General features: G+C 64.0%; 19 protein-coding genes. 10 read left to right on the top strand and 9 right to left on the bottom strand.

All coding sequences use genetic code 11. The features are described from left to right. Positions 1-49 precede the first annotated feature (49 nt). Entirely contained in the window at positions 50-937 is an 888-nt protein-coding gene (gene rarD / locus ACMGGG_RS25800; protein ID WP_054892181.1) for an EamA family transporter RarD, read from the top strand. Positions 938-1152: 215 nt separating this feature from the next. Here the strand turns inward: rarD and ACMGGG_RS25795 are convergent, their stop codons facing one another. Continuing rightward, positions 1153-1671, bottom strand: a complete 519-nt coding sequence (locus ACMGGG_RS25795) for a glycine cleavage system protein R (RefSeq protein WP_112897161.1) — start codon at positions 1669-1671, stop codon at positions 1153-1155. 435 nt (positions 1672-2106) lie between these two features. Here ACMGGG_RS25795 and ACMGGG_RS25790 point away from each other — a divergent pair, with 435 nt between their 5' ends. Then, positions 2107-4284 carry a malate synthase G gene (locus ACMGGG_RS25790; RefSeq protein ID WP_414154656.1) on the top strand — a complete coding sequence of 726 codons (2178 nt, stop codon included), beginning with the start codon at positions 2107-2109 and terminating at the stop codon, positions 4282-4284. A 146-nt stretch (positions 4285-4430) separates the two neighbouring features. On the opposite strand, the gene ACMGGG_RS25785 is transcribed toward ACMGGG_RS25790, so the two are convergent. After that, positions 4431-4874: a response regulator gene (locus tag ACMGGG_RS25785; RefSeq protein ID WP_054892255.1), complete on the bottom strand. Its 444-nt coding sequence runs from the start codon at positions 4872-4874 to the stop codon at positions 4431-4433. A gap of 216 nt (positions 4875-5090) precedes the next feature. On the opposite strand from ACMGGG_RS25785, the gene ACMGGG_RS25780 reads away from it, so the two are divergent. The 8 genes from ACMGGG_RS25780 (at position 5091) to ACMGGG_RS25745 (ending at position 16189) form a co-directional block, all read left to right on the top strand. Continuing rightward, positions 5091-7028, top strand: a complete 1938-nt coding sequence (locus ACMGGG_RS25780; protein WP_414154655.1) for a putative nucleotidyltransferase substrate binding domain-containing protein — start codon at positions 5091-5093, stop codon at positions 7026-7028. After that, positions 7025-7735, top strand: coding sequence for a PolC-type DNA polymerase III (locus ACMGGG_RS25775; protein ID WP_414154654.1), 711 nt, complete (start codon positions 7025-7027; stop codon positions 7733-7735). The genes ACMGGG_RS25780 and ACMGGG_RS25775 overlap by 4 nt, the downstream gene beginning before the upstream one ends. A gap of 136 nt (positions 7736-7871) precedes the next feature. After that, the gene (locus ACMGGG_RS25770) at positions 7872-8390 is read left to right on the top strand and encodes an RNA polymerase sigma factor (RefSeq protein ID WP_054892176.1); all 519 of its coding nucleotides are present in this window, start codon (positions 7872-7874) and stop codon (positions 8388-8390) included. Next, a complete protein-coding gene (locus tag ACMGGG_RS25765) occupies positions 8387-9343 on the top strand; it encodes a FecR domain-containing protein (protein WP_414154653.1) in 957 nt (318 codons plus the stop codon). The genes ACMGGG_RS25770 and ACMGGG_RS25765 overlap by 4 nt, the downstream gene beginning before the upstream one ends. 141 nt (positions 9344-9484) lie before the next feature. Further along, positions 9485-11917 carry a TonB-dependent siderophore receptor gene (locus ACMGGG_RS25760; protein WP_112897156.1) on the top strand — a complete coding sequence of 811 codons (2433 nt, stop codon included), beginning with the start codon at positions 9485-9487 and terminating at the stop codon, positions 11915-11917. 115 nt (positions 11918-12032) lie between these two features. Continuing rightward, complete coding sequence (locus ACMGGG_RS25755) at positions 12033-13145, top strand: PepSY-associated TM helix domain-containing protein (RefSeq protein WP_414154652.1); 1113 nt, start codon at positions 12033-12035, stop codon at positions 13143-13145. Then, the gene (locus ACMGGG_RS25750) at positions 13142-13318 is read left to right on the top strand and encodes a hypothetical protein (RefSeq protein WP_172964795.1); all 177 of its coding nucleotides are present in this window, start codon (positions 13142-13144) and stop codon (positions 13316-13318) included. Before ACMGGG_RS25755 ends, ACMGGG_RS25750 begins: the two co-directional genes overlap by 4 nt. 72 nt (positions 13319-13390) lie before the next feature. Next, positions 13391-16189, top strand: a complete 2799-nt coding sequence (locus ACMGGG_RS25745; RefSeq protein WP_414154651.1) for a dermonecrotic toxin domain-containing protein — start codon at positions 13391-13393, stop codon at positions 16187-16189. On the opposite strand, the gene ACMGGG_RS25740 is transcribed toward ACMGGG_RS25745, so the two are convergent. Genes ACMGGG_RS25740 through waaF form a run of 7 tightly spaced genes read right to left on the bottom strand, consistent with a single transcriptional unit; the run spans position 16162 to position 23122 of the window. Then, on the bottom strand, positions 16162-17604 hold the full coding sequence (locus ACMGGG_RS25740; RefSeq protein ID WP_414154650.1) for a lipopolysaccharide kinase InaA family protein: 1443 nt from the start codon (positions 17602-17604) through the stop codon (positions 16162-16164). The two genes, ACMGGG_RS25745 and ACMGGG_RS25740, sit on opposite strands and share 28 nt — an antisense overlap. Beyond that, positions 17604-18356: a lipopolysaccharide kinase InaA family protein gene (locus ACMGGG_RS25735; protein ID WP_414154649.1), complete on the bottom strand. Its 753-nt coding sequence runs from the start codon at positions 18354-18356 to the stop codon at positions 17604-17606. Before ACMGGG_RS25735 ends, ACMGGG_RS25740 begins: the two co-directional genes overlap by 1 nt. Continuing rightward, the gene (locus tag ACMGGG_RS25730; RefSeq protein ID WP_054892170.1) at positions 18353-19087 is read right to left on the bottom strand and encodes a lipopolysaccharide kinase InaA family protein; all 735 of its coding nucleotides are present in this window, start codon (positions 19085-19087) and stop codon (positions 18353-18355) included. The genes ACMGGG_RS25735 and ACMGGG_RS25730 overlap by 4 nt, the downstream gene beginning before the upstream one ends. After that, positions 19087-19893, bottom strand: a complete 807-nt coding sequence (rfaP, locus tag ACMGGG_RS25725; protein ID WP_054892169.1) for a lipopolysaccharide core heptose(I) kinase RfaP — start codon at positions 19891-19893, stop codon at positions 19087-19089. Before rfaP ends, ACMGGG_RS25730 begins: the two co-directional genes overlap by 1 nt. Next, positions 19890-21014, bottom strand: coding sequence for a glycosyltransferase family 4 protein (locus tag ACMGGG_RS25720; protein ID WP_414154648.1), 1125 nt, complete (start codon positions 21012-21014; stop codon positions 19890-19892). Before ACMGGG_RS25720 ends, rfaP begins: the two co-directional genes overlap by 4 nt. Beyond that, on the bottom strand, positions 21014-22072 hold the full coding sequence (gene waaC / locus ACMGGG_RS25715; protein ID WP_054892167.1) for a lipopolysaccharide heptosyltransferase I: 1059 nt from the start codon (positions 22070-22072) through the stop codon (positions 21014-21016). The genes ACMGGG_RS25720 and waaC overlap by 1 nt, the downstream gene beginning before the upstream one ends. Then, complete coding sequence (gene waaF / locus ACMGGG_RS25710) at positions 22073-23122, bottom strand: lipopolysaccharide heptosyltransferase II (protein ID WP_323453497.1); 1050 nt, start codon at positions 23120-23122, stop codon at positions 22073-22075. It abuts the gene before it with no gap. Positions 23123-23295 lie beyond the last annotated feature (173 nt).

Below are 23295 nucleotides of genomic sequence, written 5' to 3'. Positions count from 1 at the left end.
CTGTCTACAATAGGCGCCGCGATATCAGCTGCCAAAGCAAGGAATCTGCATGCACGCCGCAAACCCGCAGCGCGGGTACATCCTCGGCCTCAGCGCCTACATCATCTGGGGGCTGTTCCCCCTCTACTTCAAAGCCATCCAGAGCGTCCCGGCGGTGGAGATCATCGTCCACCGGGTACTGTGGTCGGCACTGTTCGGTTCGCTCCTGCTGCTGGTATGGAAACACCCAGGCTGGTGGCGCGAGCTGCGCGACAACCCGCGGCGCCTGGCGATCCTGGCCCTGAGCGGCGCACTGATCGCAGGCAACTGGCTGACCTACGTGTGGGCCGTGAACAACGGGCGCATGCTCGAGGCCAGCCTGGGCTACTACATCAACCCACTGGTCAACGTGCTGCTGGGCATGCTCCTGCTGGGCGAACGCCTGCGCCGCCTGCAATGGCTGGCGGTCGGGTTGGCCGCAGCGGGGGTGGCGCAACAGGTGTGGCAGGTCGGTGGCCTGCCCTGGGTGTCGCTGGGGCTGGCGCTGTCGTTCGGTTTCTATGGCCTGATCCGCAAGCAGGCGCCGGTGGCGGCGCTGCCGGGGTTGGTGGTGGAGACCTGGATGCTGGTGCCGTTGGCACTGGGCTGGCTGCTGCTGCACCCGCAAGCCAACAGCGCCAACCTCGCGTTCTTCAGCAGCAGCGAAGCGTTGTGGTTGATGGCTGCGGGGCCGGTCACGCTGGTGCCGCTGGTGTGCTTCAACGCCGCCGCGCGCCACCTGCCCTACACCACCCTGGGCTTCCTGCAATACCTGGCGCCGACCCTGGTGCTGTTGCAGGCGGTGCTGCTGTTCGACGAGCACCTGTCCTCGAGTACCCTGATCGCCTTCATGTTCATCTGGGCTGGCCTGGCGATCTACAGCGTCGATGCCTGGCTGAGCCTGCGCAAACGCGCCTGATCGAAAAACAGTCAAACTTCTACAGGCCACGTATCACGTGGTCTGCAGCAAGGTCTCCAGAGGTTATCCACACCCTGATCCCCGCGCTTTGTGCACAAGCCCCTGAAATATGGACATTTTTTGCACAATCCGCTGCAGCCCGCGATCTATCGGGGCTGGCCTGGAGTACCCTCAGGTTATCCACAGGGGCTTCCCCGTTAAATCGGGATAACCCGCTATTCCTCCGGCCTGAGCTTCAACTCCACCATCAGGTCATCGGCGAGGCTTTCGAGCTTCTGCTGCAGGTCATCCAGCGACAAGGTCAGCGGCAATGCCAGCAAGGCATCGGCGTGGAACAGTGGCTCGCTGCTCATCGGTGCCGGGCGTACTTCGGTGCTCAAGCGCTCGAGGTTGACCCCCTGCTCCGCCAGCAACCGGGTGATATCGCGAACGATCCCGGGGCGGTCATTGCCCACCAGCTCCATCGCGATCGGTTTCCAGGTGCAGGACGGTTCGATGCCGCTCTCGGCAATCAGCACGCGGATCCCATGGTCGCCCAGCTTCTGCAGTGACTCGACCAGCTCGTCATAGTTTTCCGCCGGCACCGCCACCCGCAGGATCCCGGCGAACTGCCCGGCCATGCGCGACATGCGGCTTTCCAGCCAGTTACCGCTGTGATCGGAGATGCACTGGGCGATGCGTTCGACCTGTCCGGCCTTGTCAGGGGCGATCACGGTGAGTACAAGATGATCCACGGGCCACTCCTCTACCTGCTCTTACAAGGGCATCGAATCAGTATAGGCAAGGCGCGGCAACCTGCCGCAGGGCAGACCGAGCAACAAATCGTGTACCGTTTAGAGATTTATCTGGAACAATCCACACGTTTTTTGCGAACATACTGTCTCCCAGCGTGACCCCATGCGACCAACGGGTCGCACAACGACGCTTTTAGTCTGATGTTCACTCGCCTACTGCATCATGTAGTATGCGCCAGCGCGGACTACAAAACGTCGTTTGGATGTCTGCCAAGGCGCCTGTGAAAATACGCGAATCGCCCGCCAGCCTGTCTGGCAGGCCGCACCCAGCCGCGCTCGGGCTGCATGACGAGGGCATGTACTGGCCGCGTGTTTAGAGAAGCGCTACAGGCTTAATACAGAAGAGCGAAATAGCTGAGCAGAGTGAGGCAAGCAATGACTGGATACGTTCAAGTCGGTGGCCTTCAGGTCGCCAAGGTCCTGTACGACTTCGTCAACGACGAAGCCATTGCGGGGACCGGCATCGTCGCCGAGCAGTTCTGGGCCGGTGCAGAGAAGATCATCAACGACCTCGCTCCAAAGAACAAAGCCCTGCTCGCCAAGCGCGACGAGCTGCAAGCCAAGATCGATGCCTGGCACCAGGCACGCCAGGGTCAGGCCCACGACGCCGCGACCTACAAAGCATTCCTCCAGGAAATCGGCTACCTGCTGCCACAAGCCGACGATTTCCAGGCCACCACGCAAAACGTCGACGAAGAAATCGCCCATATGGCCGGCCCGCAGCTGGTGGTGCCGGTGATGAACGCGCGCTTCGCCCTGAACGCCGCCAACGCCCGCTGGGGTTCGCTGTATGACGCACTGTATGGCACCGACGCCATCAGCGAAGAAGGCGGCGCCGAAAAAGGCCAGGGCTACAACAAGGTACGCGGCGACAAAGTCATCGCCTTCGCCCGCGCCTTCCTCGATGAGGCCGCGCCCCTGGCTGCCGGCTCCCACGTCGATTCCACCGGCTATCGCATCGACGCCGGCAAGCTGGTCGTCGCGCTCAAGGGCGGCAGCAACAGCGGCCTGCGCGACGACGCCCAACTGATTGGTTTCCGTGGCGACGCCGCAGCGCCGACGGCCGTGCTGCTCAAGCACAACGGCCTGCACTTCGAGATCCAGGTTGACGCCAGCACCCCGGTCGGCAGCACCGACGCCGCCGGCGTGAAAGACATCCTGATGGAATCGGCACTGACCACCATCATGGACTGCGAAGACTCTGTCGCCGCCGTCGATGCCGACGACAAGGTCGTCGTCTACCGCAACTGGCTGGGCCTGATGAAGGGCGACCTGGCCGAAAGCGTGACCAAGGGTGGCAAGACCTTCACCCGCACCATGAACCCCGACCGCGAGTACGCAGCGCCCAATGGCGGCAGCGTTACCCTGCACGGTCGTTCGCTGCTGTTCGTGCGTAACGTCGGTCACCTGATGACCAACCCGGCGATCCTCGATGCCCAGGGCAACGAAATTCCCGAAGGTATCCAGGACGCCCTGTTCACCAACCTCATCGCGCTGCACAACCTCAACGGCAACACCAGCCGCAAGAACACCCGTAGCGGCAGCGTGTACATCGTCAAGCCGAAGATGCACGGCCCTGAGGAAGTGGCGTTCGCCGCCGAGATCTTCAGCCGCGTCGAAGACCTGCTGGGCATGCCGCGCAACACCGTCAAAGTGGGCATCATGGACGAGGAGCGCCGCACCACGGTCAACCTCAAGGCCTGTATCAAGTCGGCAGCCGAGCGCGTGGTGTTCATCAACACCGGTTTCCTCGACCGCACTGGCGATGAGATCCACACCTCGATGGAAGCCGGCGCCATGGTGCGCAAGGGCGCCATGAAGAGCGAGAAATGGATCGGCGCGTACGAAAACAACAACGTCGACATCGGCCTGGCGACTGGCCTGCAAGGCCGTGCCCAGATCGGCAAGGGCATGTGGGCCATGCCTGACCTGATGGCGGCGATGCTCGAACAGAAGATCGCCCACCCGCTGTCCGGCGCCAACACCGCCTGGGTCCCTTCGCCGACCGCCGCGACCCTGCACGCGCTGCACTACCACAAGGTCGACGTCCAGGCGCGCCAGCGCGAGCTGGCCTCGCGCACCCCGGCCTCGGTGGACGACATTCTGACCATTCCGCTGGCGGCCAACACCAACTGGTCTGCCGACGAGATCCGCAACGAGCTGGACAACAACGCCCAGGGCATCCTCGGCTACGTCGTACGCTGGATCGACCACGGTGTGGGCTGCTCGAAGGTGCCGGACATCAATAACGTCGGGCTGATGGAAGACCGCGCCACCCTGCGCATTTCCGCCCAGTTGCTGGCCAACTGGCTGCGTCATGGCATCGTCACCCAGGAGCAGGTGCTGGAAAGCCTCAAGCGCATGGCAGCGGTGGTCGACAAGCAGAACGCCGGCGACGCCCAGTACCGCCCGATGGCGCCGAACTTCGATGACAACATCGCGTTCCAGGCCGCGGTCGAGCTGGTCGTCGAGGGTGCGAAGCAGCCGAACGGCTATACCGAGCCGGTACTGCATCGCCGCCGTCGCGAGTTCAAGGCGCGTAACGGGCTGTAAGTTAGATCTACGACGGGGGTCGCTTTGCGGCCCAATCGCGGCACAAGGCCGCTCCCACAGGTACAGTGCACGGTTCGAAGCTTGCGCCGTACCTGTGGGGGCGGCCTTGTGCCGCGATTGGGCTGCGAAGCAGCCCTAGTCCTGCATTACTCGATCTTCAATTCTCTTTTCACCAGCCCCAGCAATTTCCCCAGATCCACCGGTTTAAGCAGAAAATCCACCACCCCCAGGTGCATCACGTCCACCGCCTCCTTCACATCGGTGTCACCCGACACCACGATGATCGACAAGGCCGCCCGCTCCGACTCGCGAATCTGCCGAATCAGTTCCAGGCCATCCTTGGGCTCCATGCGCAGATCGGTGATCATCAGCGCGATGCGCGGTTCGTAGTGCAGCTTGAACATCGCCTCCTGCGCACCATCGGCCATCATGCAGTCGATGCCACGGCTTTTCAGGTACAGGCTCAGGGCCTCGCTGTTCACCGGGTTGTCGTCCACCACCAGCACCACCGGCCTGGGCGCAACTGGCGCGCTCACCACGGCCAACGCTTCGCGCTCGGCGTCACTCAGTATTTCGTCATGCTCAGCCATGGCCATCTCGTCAAAAAAATCTCGTGCTAGGTTTAGGACCGCGAAAACCGGCGTAGCCTACCCACCTTTCGTCGGATCCTTGACAGCGACGCTCACCGATAGACTTACGTCCAATGGGCATCCACGGGCAGCCAGCCGACCATGGAGGCCGAAAACAACAAAGCCGATACCTATAGATAGATATATATAGTTCGGCGTAGCGATACGGTCAGCTTCATGAGCAAAAAGGACGCCTACACCCAGGCCGGCAGGACAGCGGTGCTGCAGAACATCCAAGGTACGCTGCAGTTTCTGCAGCGCTTCCCGCCGTTCAATCAGATGGAACAGGGCCACCTCGCCTATCTGGTGGAGCAGTGCCAACTGCGCTTCTATGCCAGCGGCGAAAGCATCATCAAGCCCGCCGACGGGCCCGTGGAACACTTCTACATCGTCAAGCAGGGCCGGGTGGTGGGCGAACGCCAGCATGTCATCGGCCCCGGTGTTGAAACCACCTTCGAGATCGCCAGCGGCGAATGCTTCCCCCTGGCCGCATTGCTTGGCGAACGGGCCACGCGCACCGAACACCTGGCCGGCGAAGACACCTTCTGCCTGCAACTGAACAAGGCGGCGTTCATCCGCGTGTTCTCGTTGTCCGGCGTATTTCGCGACTTCGCCCTGCGCGGCGTCAGCAGCCTGCTCGATCAGGTCAACCAGCAGGTGCGCCAGCGCGCCGTGGAAACCCTGGGCACGCAGTATTCGCTCAATACACCGCTGGGCGAGCTGGCCATGCGTCATCCGGTGGTGTGCACGCCCGACACGCCACTGCGCGACGCGGTACGGTCGATGCACGAACAACAAGTGGGGAGCATTGCCATCGTCAATGAGCAGCGCTTCCCCATCGGTATCTTCACCCTGCGCGACCTCCGTCAGGTGGTCGCCGACGCCAGCGCCGAGCTCAGTGCACCGATCGACCGGCACATGACCGTCGCACCATTCTACCTCAGCCCCCAGGCCAGCGCCTTCGATGCCGCCATGGCGATGACCGAACGGCATATCGCGCATGTCTGCCTGGTGGATAACGGTCGCCTGTGTGGGGTGGTGTCCGAGCGCGACCTGTTCTCCCTGCAGCGGGTCGACCTGGTGCATCTGGCGCGCACCATCCGTCACGCGCCGCGCCTGGAAGTGCTGGTGGCATTGCGCGGCGAGATCGGCCAACTGGTCGAGCGCATGCTCGCCCATGGTGCTTCCTCGACGCAGATCACCCAGATCATCACCCTGCTCAACGACCATACCGTCTGCCGGGTAATCGAGCTGGCGCTGGCCGAACGCGGCGACCCCGGCGTGGCCTTCAGTTGGCTGTGCTTCGGCAGCGAGGGACGCCGCGAGCAGACCCTGCACACCGACCAGGACAATGGCATTCTCTTCGAGGCACGCGACAGCGCCGAAGCCGACGCCATTCGCGCGCGCCTGCTGCCACTGGCGCAATACATCAACCACAACCTCGCCCAGTGTGGCTTCACCCTGTGCAAGGGCAATGTCATGGCCGGCAACCCCGAGCTATGCCTGTCGCGTGCCGAATGGGCGCGGCGCTTTGCCGGTTTCATCCGCGAAGCCAGCCCGGAAAACCTGCTGGGTTCGAGCATCTACTTCGACCTGCGCGTGGTCTGGGGCGATGAGCAAGGCTGCGAAGTGCTTCGCCAAGGCATCCTCGCCCAGGTTGCCGACAACCGTATCTTCCAGCGCATGATGGCTGACAACGCCCTGCGCCAGCGCCCGCCGGTCGGGCGCCTGCGCGAGTTCGTGCTGACCCGTCAGGGCAACGACAAGGCCGCCACCCTCGACCTCAAGGTCCAGGGCCTGACACCCTTCGTCGATGGCGCCCGCCTGCTCGCCCTGGCCAACGGCATCGGTGCCAACAACACACTGGAACGGTTGCGCCAGCTGGTGGCCAAGGGCGTCATCGATGCCCTCGATGGCGCCGCCTTCGAAGAGGCCTATCACTTCATCCAGCAGACCCGCATGCAACAGCACCAGCGCCAGAGTCGCGATAACCTGGCCTACTCCAACCGCGTCGACCCGGACAGCCTCAACCATCTGGACCGCCGCATCCTGCGTGAATCGCTGCGCCAGGCCCAGCGCCTGCAAAGCAGCCTGGCGCAGCGGTACCAGCTATGAAGCTGTTCGCCTGGCTACGCTCCAGCGCACCGGCGCTCGACGATGAACTGCGCCAGCGCCTGGCCGCGCTGCCAGGCCCGGCAGCGTACAGCGTGCAGCCTCTGCGCGAGCAGCGCTGGGTAGTACTGGACCTCGAAACCAGCGGTCTGAACCTCAACCGTGACCAGGTGCTGTCGATCGGAGCCGTGGCCATCGAGGACGGCGGTATCGACCTGGGCCGCCAGTTCGAACGCACCCTGCACCGTCCCGAACAGAAGACCAACGCCAGCGTGCTGATCCACGGCCTGGGGCCCAGCGCACTGGCGGCAGGCAGCGACCCGGCCGAAGCGCTGGTGGACTTGCTGGAGTTCATCGGCGACAGCCCGGTACTGGCCTTTCACGCGCCGTTCGACCAGGGCATGCTCGGGCGCGCCTTGAAGGAAACCCTCGGCTATCGACTGCAACATGTCTTCATCGATGTGGCGGAACTGGCACCGATGCTCAACCCCGACACCGTGCTACGTGAGGCAGGCCTGGACGACTGGGTGGCACGCTTCGGCCTTGAGGTACAGGCGCGCCATCATGCCAGCGCCGACGCCCAGGTCACCGCAGAGCTGGCCTTGATCCTGTTCAGCCAGGCACGACGCCAGCAACTGGACAGCCCGCTGCAACTGGAACAGCGGCTGAGGCAGTGGCGGCGGCGCGCCGTGCACAGCCATGGCCTGTAGGCAGGCGCTGGCCTTTTCGCGGATAAACCCGCGCCCACAGGCATTCTGACCAGCGTCAATTGCATCCCCCCGCCCTCCTCTGCCACAATCGCGAATCATTATCGTTATATAACGCATTCTTCCCCGGGGAACGCCATTGTCCTCTGCGCACAGCCCACATGCCGAGCTGGTCGGCAGCCTGTACCGCGACCACCGCAGCTGGCTGCTGGCCTGGCTGCAGCGCAGCACAGCTTGCCGCCAGCGCGCCGAAGACCTCAGCCAGGACACCTTCGTGCGCCTGCTCGGCCGCGAACAGTTGATCGCGCCTCGCGAACCCCGCGCGTTTCTTGTCGCCGTGGCCAAGGGGCTGCTGTTCGACCATTTCCGCCGCGCCGCCCTGGAGCAGGCCTACCTTGCCGAGCTGGCGTTGCTGCCTGAAGCAGAGCAGCCTTCGCCAGAAACCCAGCACCTTATCCTCGAAGACCTCAAGGCCATCGACCGCCAGCTGGGCAAACTGTCGAGCAAGGCACGCACCGCGTTCCTGTACAACCGTCTGGACGGCATGGGCCATGCCGAGATCGCCGAACGCCTGGGGGTGTCGGTGTCGCGAGTGCGCCAGTACATTGCCCAAGGCATGCGCCAGTGCTACGTGGCGTTGTACGGGGAGCCGACGTGAGCAATACGCCGGTCTCGGCCAAGGTCCTGGAAGCCGCCATTGCGTGGAAACTTTGCCTGGAGGGCGGCGACGGCACCGCCGATGAGCGCAACGAATTCACGCGCTGGCACGCCGCCAGCGAGGAACATGCGCGCGCCTGGTTCCAGCTTGGCATGCTCGACCAACGTGTGGGCGCGGCTGCAGGCCCCGCCCGCCACGCCCTGCTGCAGTCACGCGCCGGCCTGCGCCAGCGGGTTGGCAAGCTCGGTGGCGGGCTGGCCGGGATGCTCCTGCTCGGTGGCCTGCTGGCCTGGATCGGCGCCCCTTCGCTGGCACCCAGCTACTGGCTGGCTGATCAACGCACCGGGACCGGAGAGCTGCGTACCCTGCGCCTGGAGGACGGCACACTGCTGAGCCTGGCCACCCACACCGCAGTCGATATCGACTACGAGGGCGAACAACGGGTGATCGTGCTGCACCAAGGGGAGATCTCCGTGGAAACCGGCCACGACGACCCTCGCCCGTTGTGGGTGCGCACCGACGATGGACGGCTGCGTCCGCTGGGCACGCGCTTTCTGGTCAAACGCGAAACTGCCGGCACACGCCTTGAAGTGCTGCAGGCCCAGGTAGCTGCGCAACCGAGCAACACGGGCAACGAAGAAGTGCTGAACGAGGGCCAGCAAGTCTTGATGCACAGCAACGGCCTCGGCCTGGTCGGCCCGGTCAGCGCCGGTGCCGACGCCTGGACCCGGGGCATGCTGGTGGTCGACAACGTGCGCCTGGCGGATCTGGTGGCCGAACTCGCCCGCTACCGCCGCGGCCACTTGGGCGTGACCGACGAGGTGGCCAACCTGCGTGTCACGGGCAGCTTCCCGCTGACCGATATCGACCTGGCGCTGGCCTCGCTGGTGCCGGCACTGCCGGTGAAGGTCGAGCGGCATACGCCGTGGTGGGTGACCGTCGGGGCGCGGTGAATCAGTAGCGGTCCTATCGCGGGGCGAGCCCGGAACATCCCTGCAATAACCCCAGACAAAAAAATCTCCACCCCCCCTGTCACTTTCCAAATCTCGCTCGGCAAGGAAGCAGTTAGCACTTATCCGTCTAGGAGCCACTGCATGTCCCGTGCTGTCGAGTCTTACCTGCGTCCCAGCCTGATGGCCCTGGCCATCGGCCTTGCCACCCCTCTGGTCAGCCCCATGCTGCTGGCTGCCGAGCAGTCCAGCGTGCGGGCCTACGACCTGCCCAGCGCGCCGCTGGCCGGCACCTTGAACCGGATCGCCAGCGAGGCCGGCATCGCCCTGGCCCTGGACCCGAGCCTGGCCAGCGGACGTACCTCGGCACCGGTTCGTGGCACCTTCAATGGCATCGGCGCCCTGCAGGCAGCCCTGCGCGGCACCGGCCTGCAACTGCAGCAGGGCAGTGCAGGCAGCTACAGCCTGGTCGCCGTGCCGGAAGGCAGCCTGGCGCTACCGGAAACCAGCGTGAACGCCTCCAGCGACAGCGAAAGCGCCTGGGGACCGGTCGATGGCTACCTGGCCAAGCGCACCGCTGCCGGCACCAAGACCGACACCGCACTGGTCGAGGCCCCGCGCTCGATCTCGGTTGCCACCCGCCAGCAGATGAGCGACCGCGGCGTGCACAGCCTCGATGACGCGGTGAAGTACATGCCAGGTATCGTTTCCGCCAGCTTCGGCAGCGATACTCGCTACGACTGGATGCGCGTGCGGGGCTTCGAGCCGACCCAGTTCCTTGACGGCCTGCCACTGCCACGCGGCGTCTATGCCAACCCAAAACCGGAAACCTGGAACCTCGACCGCCTGGCCCTGCTGCGCGGCCCGGCGTCATCAATCTATGGCCAGACCCCACCCGGTGGTTTGCTGGACATCGTCAGCCGTCGCCCGCAAGCCGAAGCCGCACATGAGATCGAGGTGCAGTACGGCAGCGACAACCATCGCCAGATCAACTTCGCCAGCACCGGCAAGATCGACGATGAAGGCCGGTTTCTCTACGGCGTCAGCGGTGTGATCCGCGATGGCGGCACGCAGATCGACCATATCGACGACAAGCGCTACAACATCGCTCCGAGCCTGACCTGGAACATCGACGAGGACACCTCGCTGACCTTCCTCAGCCAGTTCACCCGTGACGATACCGGTGCCACCAGCCAGTTCCGGCCGATACAAGGCACCAAGATCGACATGCCGTTTGGCAAGATCTCGCACCACAAGAACCTCGGAGACCCGGACTACGAGTTCTACGATCGCACCTATTACGCGCTGGGCTATGCCTTCGAGCATCGCTTCAACGACGTCTGGCAGTTCCGCCAGAATCTGCGCTACACCAAGTCGGACCTGGCGTTCCAGACCATCACTCCCGGTAGCTACTATCAACCCGGAGGCCCGGTGAAGGACGATGGCACCGTCAGCCGCATGTCCACCAACACCGATGAAGACATCAGCCAGTTCGCGGTGGACAACAACTTCCAGGGCGACTTCGCCACGGGGGACATCACCCATACGCTGCTGATCGGCCTGGATCACCAGCGTATGAACAGCAACTACCTGTCGATCTTTGGCTTCAACGTGCCAGACAGCAACGTCCTCAACCCGGTCTACGGGCTGCCGATCACTCGCCCGGATCGCTCCACGGCGTTCTACGACTACAACCAGAAAACCCGCCAGACCGGCCTGTATGTTCAGGACCAGATGGCGCTTGGCAACTGGCGCCTGACCTTGGGTGGTCGTGAAGACTGGGTGCACACCGGTACCAAGTTCTTCAACAAGAACGATGCCACCAACACCCAGCGCGACAAGAAATTCAGCGGTAACGCGGCGATCAGCTACGTCTTCGACTCGGGCTTTGTGCCCTACCTTTCCTACGCAGAATCGTTCCAACCCTCCAGTAATGCCAGTGCGTCGCCCACCGACTCGTTCAAACCTACCGAAGGCCAGCAATGGGAGCTGGGCGTCAAGTACCAGCCGCCGGGCTCGAATACCCTGCTGACGGCTGCTGTGTATGACCTCACCCAGAAAAACGTCTCGGTCACCAACAACGTGGGTGGCGTATCGATCACCAGCCAGACCGGCGAAGTGAAGGTACGTGGTCTGGAGCTCGAGGCCGTCTCTGATGTCACCGAGAACCTGAAGGTGATCGCTGCCTACACCCTGGCCAAGTCGGAGGTACAGGATGGCATCTACAAAGGCAACCGCCTGCAACTGATGCCCAACCAGCAAGCCTCGCTGTGGGCCGACTACACCTGGCACAGCGGTGTGCTCGACGGCTTCGGCATCGGCGGCGGTGCGCGCTACACCGGCAACACCTACGGCGACCAGGGCAACACCTACCTCGGCAAGGCCAAGGCCTACACCGTGTTCGACGCTTCGGTGCACTACGACCTGGGCCGCCTGGACAACAGCCTCAAGGGCGCCTCGGTGGCGGTCAATGCCACCAACCTGCTGAACAAGGACTACATTTCGACCTGCGATTCGTACTACTGCTACTACGGCGACCAGCGTAGCGTTGTGGTCAGCGCCAACTACAAGTTCTGAGTGACGCATCGCGGGGCAAGCCCGCTCCTACAGGTACACCACAATCCTGTGGGAGCGGGCTTGCCCCGCGATTGCGTCCTGAAAGACAGCACAAGCTGCAAAGGCTGCAACCCTGATGAAAAGCCAAACCATCCGCCGCTGGTCGGCGATCCACACCTGGACCAGCCTGATCTGCACGCTGTTCCTGCTGCTGCTCGCCCTGACTGGCCTGCCGCTGATCTTCCACCACGAACTCGAACACCTGCTCGGTGATGCCCCGGAACTGCGCGAGATGCCTGCCGACACGCCGCATCTGGACCTGCAGCAACTGGTAATCAAGGCCGAGCAACACCGCCCCGGCGAGGTCATGCAGTATTTCGGTTTCGAGGATGACGAGCGCAACGGCGTGGTGGCGATCACCGCAGCCACCGCTGGCACCGAACCCAACGCCTCGCACACCTTCATGCTCGACGCCCGCACCGGCGAGGCGGTGGCCATGCCCGCCGCCAATGGCGGCTTGATGATGACTATCCTGCGCCTGCACGTGGACATGTTCGCCGGCCTTCCCGGCAAACTCCTGCTGGCCGCCATGGGCGTGCTGTTCGTCGTTGCCATCGTCTCGGGCACGGTGCTCTACGCTCCGTTCATGCGCCGCCTGCAGTTCGCCACGGTCCGCACCGATAAATCGCGGCGCCTGCGCTGGCTCGACCTGCACAACCTGATCGGCGTTGTCACCCTGACCTGGGCGCTGGTGGTCGGTGTCACCGGGGTGATCAGCGCGCTGTCCGACCTGGTCATCGCGGCCTGGCGCAATGACAGCCTGGCGGCGATGGTTGCGCCCTATCGCGATGCCCCACCACTCACCGAACGCGCGCCTGCCACGCAGTTGCTGCAGATCGCCGAGCTGGCCGCGCCCGGCATGCGTGCAGACTTCATCGCCTTTCCCGGTACACGCTTTTCCAGCGAACACCACTACGCGGTGTTCATGAAAGGCGCGACACACCTGACCTCGCACTTGCTGACGCCGGTACTGATCGATGCCCGTACCCTGGAAGTCACCGCCATTGGCGATCGCCCCTGGTACATGGACGCCATGGGCCTGTCACAGCCGCTGCACTTCGGCGACTATGGCGGACGGCCAATGCAGATCCTCTGGGCGGTACTGGATGTGCTGACCATCGTCGTCCTGCTCAGTGGCCTGTACCTGTGGTGGGGCAAGCAGCGCAAGCCCCGCGAGGTGCGGACATGAGCCACCGCTCGCAAAGCACTCGCCGGATCTTCGCCTGGCCAACCGCCATCGCCCTCCTGAGCGCTGCGGGGCTGTTCGCGGCTCTGCTCGGGGATGGCGCCTGGGATGTGCTGTCCTGGGCGGGGCTGGGCATACCGGTACTACTTGGGGTGCGCGGCCTGTCGAGACGATGAGGTAATCGGCTAACGCGCCCACCGAGGCCTGGCACGCCAAGCTGGCCGCTCCATCACTACGGAGCGCAGCCAATGAGCCTGCAACATTTCCAAGCCTTCGATCAACAGCTGAGCGACCTGCTTGCGTCGCCGCCCCGGCCTGAGGCCTCGCAGCCCTGGCTCAAGGCACGCCAGCGGTATTTCGCAGACCTCGCCGAGTATTGGCTCGACACCGGCGTCACCGGCGAAAGTCGTAAAGCACGACTGGTCAGCTTGCTACGCGCGCAACTGCTCGCACAGATCACCCTGCGCGTCGATGATCACACCCTCGGTTCGAACCACGCCGAACTGCTCAAAACCAGCATAGAAATGCCGCTGCCCGGGCAACGCCAGCACCTGCCTCCTGCCGAGCGCCCACAAATCTACCGCCCACTGCTGGACATCGGCACCCCTCACTGGCGCGAGTACCTGCCCGGCGCCTTCGTCATTGTCGAAGGCGGCCCCGAGGGCAGCATGCCCGACTCTGCCGAGTCCAGCGACTACGCCTTGCTGTGCAGTCTGTCCCATGGCATCGAGGCGTTCGACGACCTGGCAGAACTGCACACCGAGCTGTGCGAGCGCATGGACGACCTGCAGCAGAGCAGGCCGCTGTTGCAGTTGATGGCCGGCGATGAACAGCGGGAGCTTGCGCGCAATGCCGAACGCCTGCGCTACGAATGGTTCAACGATGATCCGTTGCAGTTGCAGGTACAGGCCCTGATAGATAGCCAACATGCACGCCTGACCCAGGTCTGGGAAAACGCTGCCCAGACATCGCCAATCGACTGGCCGAACCTGACAGCCCAACTGGACACGGCCGCCGACCTGCTGCCGCTGGCCGACAGCAGGTCGGCCCTGCAGACACGCTATGCCCTGCTGCTGGAAAGAAACAGCCCCGCCTGGCTCAAGAACGCGTCGACACAAGGCCTGATCCATATCATGCAAACCATGCAGGAGCTGGTGATCGCCATCGACAAGGCTGCCGCGCCAGGCATTCTCAGTCACGATCAGTTCCTCGACCGTGAAGGCCTGAGTACATGGATTTGCGAACAACTGCGTTCAGCCATGCGCCAGCAGTATCAATTCGATGCCGACCCGCTTGATCTGCATGTCAGCGTGACGATGGCACGCCAGAGAGGGCCAGTCTTCCATCCCGGCCTCACTACCGGCTACATCCCCGCTGCCAGCCGCCCGCAGGTCGGCGACACTGTGGAGTTGGTGTCGCAGAGCTATCGCCTGGATCAGTTGGCCATGCTCAACGTCAGCTGGCTTGACGTCGACTACTGGCTGACAGCACGAGTCCACCGTACGGACGGCAGCCCCGTGTCCGAGATCACCCCGGCGCAGATCAAGCAGATGGTTCGCGCCCTGAACGTTGGCGAGAGCTACAGCCGCTACCTGCGCACGCACCTGCTGGAGTCACCGACGGCCAAGTGGCGACGCGACAGTTATGCCGCCATCAGCAGAGCGCGCATGCGCGCCGAGGCGGCCAAGGCGCGATACGCCGGCCATTACCTGGAAGACCCTTTCGAACGCGGCTATCTGTGGACCAGCACCGTGCTCGACCATCCCGACAGCGAGCAGCGCAAGGCACTGAAGGTTACGCGCCTGAGCGTGCAACAACTGTTGATCGACGGCCACACCGTGCAGGGGGTCATGCTCGTCACTCCCGAGAACGCCGGCATGCAGCGCTTTCTGGTCTATACACCGGATGCCCCGGATCGACGCGCCTGGCGTGAATATCGCAACGCTCGGCACATGCTGCGCACGCTACGCGAGAAGCCAGCCCTTCGTGACTATGTCAAAGAACGCATGCCCTTGGCCGACCCGGATAACGTCGAGCGCTGGCTGTCCAAGGGAGGGTTGGGCTCACGGGTAAGGCGCCCGGAAATCACCGGCGACTTTCAGCACGCACGCTATCGGGCCGAGGTCCACGCAGCACTCTCAGCGGTGGACGCGGCCACCAATACGAAACTGGAGCTGCTGGGCGATTTCAGCCTGCATGTGCTGTGGGTCATCCTCGACCTGCTCAGCCTGGTTCTGCCCAGCCGGGCCTTGGCAGTACTGTCGTTCGCCAGAGCCGCGATCTCGGTGCTCGACACCCACAAGGCGTACGTCGAAAGTGATCGCATCGGCATGCTGCGCTCGCTGGTGGATGCCTTCAGCTATGCCAGCGACGGCATCAACAGCGTCTCCGGTTCAACGGTGGTTCGCCGGGCAATTCGAGCCATGCCACCGACGCCGCCACTGTCACTCCCCCCGGCCATGGTCAGTGCGGTCAATACCAGCAAGCTTCGCTACCGAGTCGACGGCATCCACAAGGAGGGTATTTATGAACAGCCCTCACCCTATCCAGGATTGACCTTCTACTTCATCAAGGACAGCGCCGGCCAGAGTTACCAGGTCGCGTTCGACGGTTACCGCTGGCGAGTGGTCGATCCGCGCAAGCCGGACGCTTACACCAAGGTCCCGGTCAAGCGTCGCGAGGACGGCGAATGGGTCGTCGACTCCCCCGTGCTGTGGTATGACGGCCTGCCAGACCTGAAAGCATTGTTCGACACCTGTCGGCTCGCCGAAGTGCCTGCGGGGGAAAAACACGAAGATGTCGACGGGTTGTACCAAAGCGACCAAGGGCTTTACCTGCTTGCCGGTGGCCATGCCCTGCCGCTGCGCGCGCATCTGCTCAAGCACCACTACCGGCTGCTGCTTGACGGGCAAAACCACGAAAGCCCCGCCTCGGCCATCTTGCGCTGGCAAGACAGACAATGGAGCCTTCGCGTGCGCCAAGCCGGTCGCAGCAGCGACTGGCTGACGCTGCCGCAGGCTTATTCGGTGAGCCGAGGCAGCAACTGATCGAGGCGTTGGTGCAAGGCACTGCTGCTTGGCCAGTTGCGCAGCAAGCGCGCACGGTCACGTGCGTAGGCAGGAGCGAAGCTGAGCTGAGTGGCGTGCTGGGTCATGGCATCGAGGTCGATCAGCGACCACTGGCCGTTCTGCCAGAACAGGTTGTGGCCCTTGAAGTCACCATGGCTGATGCGTTCGGCAATCAGCCTCTGCATCAGTTTGACCAACGCCTGAACCTGTTCTTCAGGCACTTCGCCATTCTCGATGTAGGGCGCAAAACAGGCCGTGAGATCAGGACCGTCGGCGTATTCGGTCACCAGGTAGGCGGTGCTGCGCAACCCCAGCACCCGTTGCTCGAGCACCGCTAGCGGGCGCGGCGTGGCGATGTCGAGAAACTCGAGGCGATGGCCTTCGATCCAGGAATGCCAGGCACGACTCGGGCGCCAGAAACGCTTGAACCAGTGGGCGGTGTTCTTGATGTTGTAGCGCTTGAGCACCAGCGTGCGGCCACCGGCCTCGATACGTGCCACGCTGGCAGCACCGCCGGTCTTGTACAGGTGGCCCTGCTCGATCAGCGTATCGGCCTGCTCCAGTACCGGCACCAGGGCAGACACCTCCTCGCGCCGGATCGCACGCAGGCCCGAGAGGCTTCGCTCGACGCTGAACAGCGTGCAGTCGCGCCCGGCTTTGTCCAGGTAGTCTTTCAAGCGCCAACTGCGCACCTTGTCGACCTGCTTCTGCAGGGCTTCGAGCGGCAGCGCATGCTCGCCATTGGCCAGCAGATAATGCACCAGCGCCTCTTCGATGAACGGTTCCAGGCGCTTGGGCAACTGGGCGAACAATACCCCGAGGTTTTCCAGCACGCGCTGGCGCGACAGTTGCTGGCCCGGCGTTTCAGCCTTGATGCCGGCACCATCGATCAGGTACAGGTGGCCTTCGTGGCGCAGCAGGTTGTCCAGGTGCAGGTCTTCCTGCCACAGCCCTTTGGCGTGCATCTGCGCCACTGCGGTCAGCGCCTCGCCGAGCACCCCATGCTGCTCGTCCGCCAGCATCGGCAGATGCTCGACCTTGGCCCAGGCGTCGCCCAGGTTTTCGGCGTTTTCAAGGAACTCGAACAGCAGCCAACCACCCTCGCCATCCTTCAGGCCATCGGCCAGCAGTCGGGGCGTGGTCAACCCCTGCGCAGCCATCAAGCGCGCGCCCTCCAGCTCACGCTGGAAATGGCGGGCGGCGCTGCTGCCGACCAGCAGTTTGGCCAGCACCGGCGTGCCGCGCCAGATACCGGCACCGACATAGCGCTGCCCTGGCAGTACGCGCAGCAGGCTGAGCAACTGCAGCTCGGCACTGCCGGCAGCATCTTCGAGCGTCACGCTCAAGGGCAGGCTCGGGCTGCGCCCGGCATCCTTCAGTTCAGACAAGCGCATCAGCGGGCCTCTTTTTCACGACGGCGTTGCGTCAGGCGTTGCAGCCAGGTGCCGACCAGCGCGCTGTCGGCCGGCTGCGCCAGGTAGGCGGCGAGCAGGCTGCGCACGTCCGCCTCGCTCCAGGCACGGGCACGACGCAGCAAGGGCTCGAGGTCCTTGAGGCGGTCACGCATGCCGAACAGCAGTGGCCGGGTCTTTTCCAGGTCGATCAGCTGGGCCTGCCAGCCTTCGCGGCGTTCGCGCAGGAAAATATGCTTGGGATAGAAACAACCATGCACCTGGCCGGCGCCGTGCAGGGTACGCGCGAGCTCGCCACAGGCCGCGAGAATACCCTGGCGTCGAGGCTCGGGCAGTTGCGGCCATTGGCCGAGGAAACTCTCCAGGTCGTTCCAGTCGTCGAGCGCGCGGGTCATCAGGATCGCCCGATGCTGGCCGCCCTGCTTGCGCTCGCCATAGAACACCGCCTGCAGTGCCGGGATGTTGAGCTTTTCGTAGCGGCTGATATTGCGGAATTCGCGGGCGAAGGTGGGCTCGCCGAACGGCCGGTGCAGGGTACGCGTGAGGTAGTCGCTCTGGCGCTTGAGGTAGTAGCCCTTGCCCTCGAGTTCCAGGCGGAACACGCTGCTCCAGCCGCCGCGCCCGGTGTTGGGTTCGTCGACGGCATCCAGTTGCAGCGCCCACAGCGCCTCGAAGTCGTTCAGGCCATGGCGTTGCAGCAGCGCATGATCGGCGCTGGCCAGGTAATCGGTCATTCCCTTCCCTCGAAGAAGCTCACCACCTGGCGAATCCGTCGCTTGTCACGGGCATTGAGCCGCGCGTGCCCGCGATATTGCAGGTAGAAGCGCAGGCGCTGGGTGGCCGAGAGGTGATATTTGGCGACCTTGTCCAGGCACGCCAGATCCTTGATAAGCCGGTGGCGGAGCATGAAGCCACGCCAGAAATCGCCCGTCGGGCAATCGATGAAGAACAGCGTCGCCTGATCATCCACCAGCAGGTTGCGCCACTTCAGGTCATTGTGGGCGAAGTGATGATCGTGCATGACCCGGGTATGGCGAGCCAGTTGACGACTGACATGCTCGACCCATGTGCGATCAGCCAGGCGCGGATCGTTGCGCTCGGCCAGCGCCGAAAGGTCTTCGGTGCGCGGCAGCTCGCGGGTGATCATCGCCCCACGGCCGAACGACAGCCCCTTGCGCTCCAGCCCCCAGGCCACCACTTCGGCGGTAGGAATGCCCCACTTGGCGAACTGCTTGAGGTTCTGCCATTCAGCCTTGATCCGTGGCCGTCCGAGGAAGCGACGCATGTGCTTGCCGGCACCGGTGTAGCGTTTGACGTAGTAGTTGACCCCATCGCGCTCGATGCGGATGACCTCGCTGAGCGGGTCACGGGTCAGGCGCTCGCCGTCGAGGGCGAACACCGCGTCGATACTGCCGAAGTCCGCCGCCAGGTGTTCGTAGCCCGGCGCCAGTGTCCAACCCGCCATCAGAGCGCATCCCCATAGCGTTGCTTGCGATCGTAGAGTTTCTGCGCCTTGCGTTCGAGCCAGGCGAGCAGTGCGGCTTCCTCGGCGAGCACCTGGCGCAGCGGGCGCTGGAAATAGCCCTTGAGGAAGCGCAGCTTGTCGCGACGCGTCAGGCCGATGTCCAGGGCCGAGAAATACAAGGCGGCCAGGTCCTTGTCGCGCCAGCGACGGGTGATTTTCGTACGGGTCTGTGCGCGGTGCAGGTCGATCACCGACAGTTTGAAGTCTTCAGGCGTCACGGGCCGGTCGGTGTGCAGCAGGAAATGGCAGATGTAGCAATCACGGTGGTTGACGCCTGCACGGTGCATGCCGCCGACCATCTTCGCCACCTCATCGATCAGCGCACGCTTGAGACGCGGCTCGGGGGGCTGCCTGAGCCAGTCGATGCTGAAGTCTTCCAGGCTGACGGTGGGGGCCAGCTCCTCGGTGACGATGAACGAATGCTGGGTGGCCGGGTTGCTGCCACGCTCGCCATAGGCGACGGCGGTCATGGTCGGCACGCCGACCTCCTGCAAGCGCTGGATCGCCAGCCATTCCTGGCCGGCACCGAGTACCGGAAGCTTGGCGCTGAACAGGTTCTTGAAAATCTCGCCCCAGCCGATGCCGCGGTGGATCTTGACGAAATAGCCCTCGCCCTCGACCTCGGTGCGCAAGGTTCGGCGCCCTTCGAGCTCACGGTATACCTCGCCCTGCAGGGCTTCGACGGCGTCGAAGGGATCGCGCCCGGCCCACAGGCGCTTGAACGGTTCGGCCAGCATCAGCTTCATGCGTGCTCCTGGCCGAGAATCACATCGGCGGCATGCTGCGGCATGCTGTAGAGATCGGCGCTGTCGGCAAAGGCCAGGCCGTTGCGCGCCCAATCGGCGCGGGCCTGGGGGTCTTCGAGCATGCGCTGCAGGTAGGCGTTGAGCTGCTCTTGCTCGAACGGCTCGTCGAGCACCAGACCGCTGTCGGCCTCGGCGATGTAATGGGCGTAGCCACAGACCTTGGATACCAGCACCGGCAAACCGGCGACCAGCGCTTCGAGCAGCACGGTGCCGGTATTTTCGTTGTAGGCCGGGTGGATCAGCAGGTCGGCGCCGAGCAGGAAGCGCGGGATGTCGCTGCGCCCCTTGAGGAACTGCACCTGGTCACCCAGGCCGAGCGTGGCGCTCTGCAACTGGAACACCTTCGGGTCGTCCTGGCCGATGACCATCAGCCGGGTGCGCTTGCGCAGGCTCGAAGGCAATGCGGCCAGGGCCTTGAGGCTGCGATCGACGCCCTTGGTCTTGAACCCCGAGCCGATCTGCACCAGCAACAGGTCGTCATCGTCCAGCGCGAACTCCTGGCGAAACGCGGCGCGAATCTCGGCCGCATTGGCCGGCGCCCGACGATCCTGGGAGATGCCCGGTGGCAACAGGTGGAAACGCTCCACAGGGGTGTCGTAGTGCTTGATGAACAGCGGCTGTTGCACTTCAGAGATCATCAGGATCTCGGTGGCAGCATCCTTGGCGAACACGGCACGCTCGTATTCGGCAAAATGCCGGTAGCGGCCCCAGCGACGATACAGGCCGCCGCGCAGGGTCTGGGCCTTGTCCTCGAAGCAGCCGTCGGCAGCATAGTAGACGTCCAGCCCCGGCATCTTGTTGAAGCCAATCAGACGGTCGACCGGGCGCTTGGCCAGGTCGGCGGCCATCCAGGCGCTGAGTTTTTCGTTGCGGCGGTGATTGAACAGCGCCTTGACCGGCGCCACCAGCACTTCGAAGCCAGGGGGGATGTCACCTTCCCAGATGAGTGTATAGACGCGGATCTGATGCCCACGCTTCTGGCACTCCAGGGCGATGCGCATGAAATCGCGCTGCAACCCGCCGAAGGGGAAATATTTGTAAAGCACGAAAGCCAGTTGCATCAACGAACATCCTCAGCCAGCAGCAGCGCGCTCAAGCGGCCCGCCACATGCTCGGGATTCAGGCGAGTGAAGCACAGCGGCCACTCGCGTTTGAGATCGAACCGGCGCAGGTCCTCGGCGCTCGGTTTGTAGGTGCACTTCTTCTGCAGGCAAGGCGCACAGGGGAAGTTGCTGGCCTGGTGGATCTGGGCGCGTCCGTAGGCACCGGTCAGACCAGGATTGGTGGGGCCGAACAGCGAGATGGTCGGCACGTCCAGCGCTGCGGCCAGGTGGCCGAGGCCGGTGTCCACCGCCACGCAGGCCTTGGCCGCCGCGAGTATGCGAGCGACCCCTGCGAGGTTCAATTTGGGGAGTACCTGGCAGTTTTCCAAGCCTTGGGCGATGCGATCGGCACGAGCCTTCTCCGCAGGATTGCCCCAGGGCAGCACGACTTTCATCTTGCGCCGCCCCATGCGCTCGGCCAGCTCACGCCAGTAGGCTTCCGGCCAGTGCTTGGTGGCCCAGGTGGTGCCATGCAGGAACACCACGTAGGGGGCCGTCGGGGGCAGTTGCAGGCGGTTCAGGTCCAGGCCGTACTGGCCGATGCCTTCAGGCAGGTCGTAGGCCAGGGACAAGGCGAACAGCTGGCGTACCCGTTCCACCGCATGCTGGCCGACCGCTACCGACAGGCGTCGGTCATAGAAGCGGCTGGCCCAGCCTTCGCGCGCCGAATAGCGGTCGAGCCCGGCCACCGGCGCCTTGACGTAACGGGTCAGCCAAGCCGACTTGACCAGCCCTTGGGCGTCGATCACCAGGTCGTACTTGCGCTCGCGCAGGCGCTGCTTGAACGCCTTCCACTCGCCGCTCTTGAGCGTTTGCCAGAGATTCTTGCGCCAGCGCCGGATAGCCACCGGGATCACCTGGTCGACTGCCGGGTGCCAGCTCGGGATCTCGGCAAAGCCCTCCTCCACCACCCAGTCGAAACGAATGCCGGGGATGGCGTGGGCTGCGTCGGTCAGCGCCGGCAGGGTGTGGATCACATCGCCCAGCGACGATGTCTTGATGATCAGTACCCGCACTTAGTCGACCTCGGCCACGGTATCGATCAGGTTCGGACCACCCAGGCTGTGCAGGGCGGCAATGACTTTTTCGGGCTCGAGCAGGCGCAGGCAATTGTAGTGACCGAAGCGGCAGGTACGTTCGAAGCACGGGCTGCACTCGATACCGGTGCGCACCACCTCGACCTGGTCGGCCAGTGGCGGAGTGAAGCCCGGCGAGGTCGAACCATAGACCGCCACCAGCGGACGGTTCAGCGCCGCCGCCACATGCATCAGGCCGGAATCGTTGGACACCACCGCATCGGCGCAGGACATCAGGTCGATGGCTTCGGCAAGCGAGGTCTCGCCGGCCAGGTTGACGGACTCTTCACGCAAGCCCGGAATCAGGCGGTCGCGGATCTGCTCGCCGACCGGATGATCGTTCTTCGAGCCGAACAGCCACACCTGCCAACCCTGGCGAATCATCGCGTCGGCAACGGCGGCATAATGCTCCGCCGGCCAGCGCTTGGCCTCGCCGAACTCGGCACCTGGGCACAACGCAAGCACCGGGCGATCCAGTTCCAGGCCGAACTTGGCCAGGGCGGCCTCGCGGCTCTGGTCTTCGATACGCAGGCTTGGGCGGGGATAGGGTTGTGGCAGTTGAGCGCCCGGCTCATAGGCCAGGGCCATGAAACGTTCGATCATCAACGGGTAGCGCGCCTTGTCGAGCTTGCGCACATCGTTGAGCAGCAGGTAGCGCATCTCGCCACGCCAGCCGGTGCGCTGGGGGATGCCGGCGAAATAAGGCACGAGTGCCGACTTGAGCGAGTTGGGTAAGAGGATCGCCTGGTCGTACTGGCCGGCCAGTGACTTGCCGATGCGCCGGCGCGTGGCCAGCTCCAGGGCACCGTGGCCGAGCGGGAAGCTCAAGGCCTGGCGCACCTCGGGCATGCGCTCGAGGATCGGCCGGCTCCACTCGGGGGCCAGCACGTCGATCACGCAGTCGGGGTGACGCTGTTTCAGGCACTGGAACAGGGTCTGCGCCATCACCATGTCGCCGACCCAGCTGGGTCCAATGATCAGTATTCTCATGCTTTATCCAGAAACATTCGGGGAGGCTGCAGGCTGCTCTACAACCTGGCCTCCCCTCTTTATATTCAGGCTATGTGGCGGACAGTGTACCACTGACATGCCTCATTCGCGGGCAAGCCCGGTCCCACAGGTACCACACAGACCTTGAGTGCTGTGGAGTACCTGCAGGAGCG

The organism is Pseudomonas sp. BNK-44-b, from assembly GCF_047456245.1.
In the GTDB taxonomy this organism is placed as follows: domain Bacteria; phylum Pseudomonadota; class Gammaproteobacteria; order Pseudomonadales; family Pseudomonadaceae; genus Aquipseudomonas; species Aquipseudomonas machongensis.
Note: the sequence above shows the minus strand (reverse complement) of the source record. Positions and strands in the feature narration are given on the sequence as shown.